This window comes from Photobacterium damselae (assembly GCF_003026815.1).
Classification (GTDB): domain Bacteria; phylum Pseudomonadota; class Gammaproteobacteria; order Enterobacterales; family Vibrionaceae; genus Photobacterium; species Photobacterium damselae.
The window spans coordinates 1-1,686 of the sequence record NZ_PYOG01000089.1 but is presented as its reverse complement, the minus strand read 5'-3'; the positions used below and the strand labels follow the sequence as shown (position 1 = coordinate 1,686).

Here is a 1,686-nt window from a genome sequence, read left to right as displayed (position 1 = left end):
GTTGTTAACATTATTGCTTGACCAAGGAATACCCTATGCCCGTTAATAACCAGATCCAAAATAATCTCAATATACAGACTTTAACTAGCTATATTGATAAGGCTTCAGCATCTCAATCAGCCGCAAACGCCAATGTTAGTTATGGGGCTATGGGTAATGCAGTTATCAATACTGGAGTGTCTAAGGCTCTCAATCAGGCTGCAAAAGAGCTGATCGCGGATGTTAAGAATATTACGTTAACCAACGATGACGTCAAAAATTTATATCAAGCACAGCCTAAAGCGGGTTTTGCTTTGGGAAGTCAAGATGGAGTAATTTTTGTCAAACAAATTAAAGGGGAGCTGACGCTTGAGGCTGCTGATATTCTATTAGGTGCTGCCAAGCGTGATAGTGCAGAATCAGAGCTAGCGAATCCCTCAAGCTCGCCGACTCGTAATACAAGGCCGAATACTCATCCGCCTGTGTCGCAGCATGGGAAATCAGAAGAGCGAATTTATGAGAATTTACAGTTCAAGGTTAGGCCTCAATCGCCTGTCCATAGCCCTAGAACAAATACTCCGCCACCAGTGCCAGCACATGCTGGGCGATCAAGCTCGCCTTCTCCTGCTCATGGTTCAAGACCTTCTTCTCCAGTACATGCTGTGGGTGCGAACTCTAGTCTAGATACAACGAAGCTAGAGAATACTTTCAGTGCTTATAGTGATGTGGATATAATGCAGAAGCGTCCGTCAGCAGATCACAAGTTTGTTGCTGTTTGGCCTAGTAGTAAGGGAGATGGTTCATTCGGTATCCATTTACCTGGCGCTCGGCCAAAGAGAGCTACAACGCTTGAACAAGCGCAAAGCATAGTGAATAACCATTTACAACAGCAGTCTCAAGTGCAGCAGAATCATCATGCTAGAAATGTGTTAGCAAGTGGTGCTCAAGATCATAGAGAAGAATTAGCTCAGTTCGAGCAAAAGTTAGGTCAATATAAAGATAACATTAGTAAAAAGAACCATCCTGAGTATTACCATAAAGATCCTGTTGGAACGTCAAAAGAAAATAAGGTTGATCGATTTGGTGATATCGGCACTATGCTACACAGTAAAGTCGGTTATAACTTGAACGCTAATCGTATCACTGTCGCTGGCCAAGACGTAGCAATAGCCACTCAGTATCCAAAAGATAGTCAGATTGAAGATCAGTTAAGGTTATTGGTAGACAATAGAACTCCATCACTCACAGTGCTTACTGAAGCGAGTCAGATGGCAAACCCTGCTAAGGGAATGACGGATTACTTTTCTAGGAACTTAGGATTTAATAGCGGCTTAACAACGCAATCTGAATTAACATCTAGAGACATGGTTGTTGGACGAAATACTGATGGCTCAGATCTAAAAGCCAATGTATTTAATTTAACGATTAATATTCCAGGTGAAGCACCGTTTACGGTACCCGTATTACACGTTACTAACTGGATAGATAAAACTGCGATTGATGCTGAATCAAGTAACAATATCGCAACTATGATTAATGGTATTGAGTCTGATGGTGGAGCTCCGGTCGTGCATTGTCGTGCAGGTGTTGGCCGTACAGGTCAAATTGTTGCTGCGATTGCGATGCAAAAAGTACCTAATAGTGTGAGTGCAGAAGAGGTGATTAATGATATGCGATATAGTCGTAATGATTATATGGGGCAGACAG

General features: G+C 42.3%; 1 protein-coding gene. It reads left to right on the top strand.

Features of this window, described 5'->3' with window-relative positions; genetic code table 11:
* Positions 1–35: 35 nt before the first annotated feature.
* On the top strand, positions 36–1,686 hold a 1,651-nt coding region (locus CTN07_RS22355), incomplete at its 3' end, for a protein-tyrosine phosphatase family protein (RefSeq protein ID WP_107183770.1).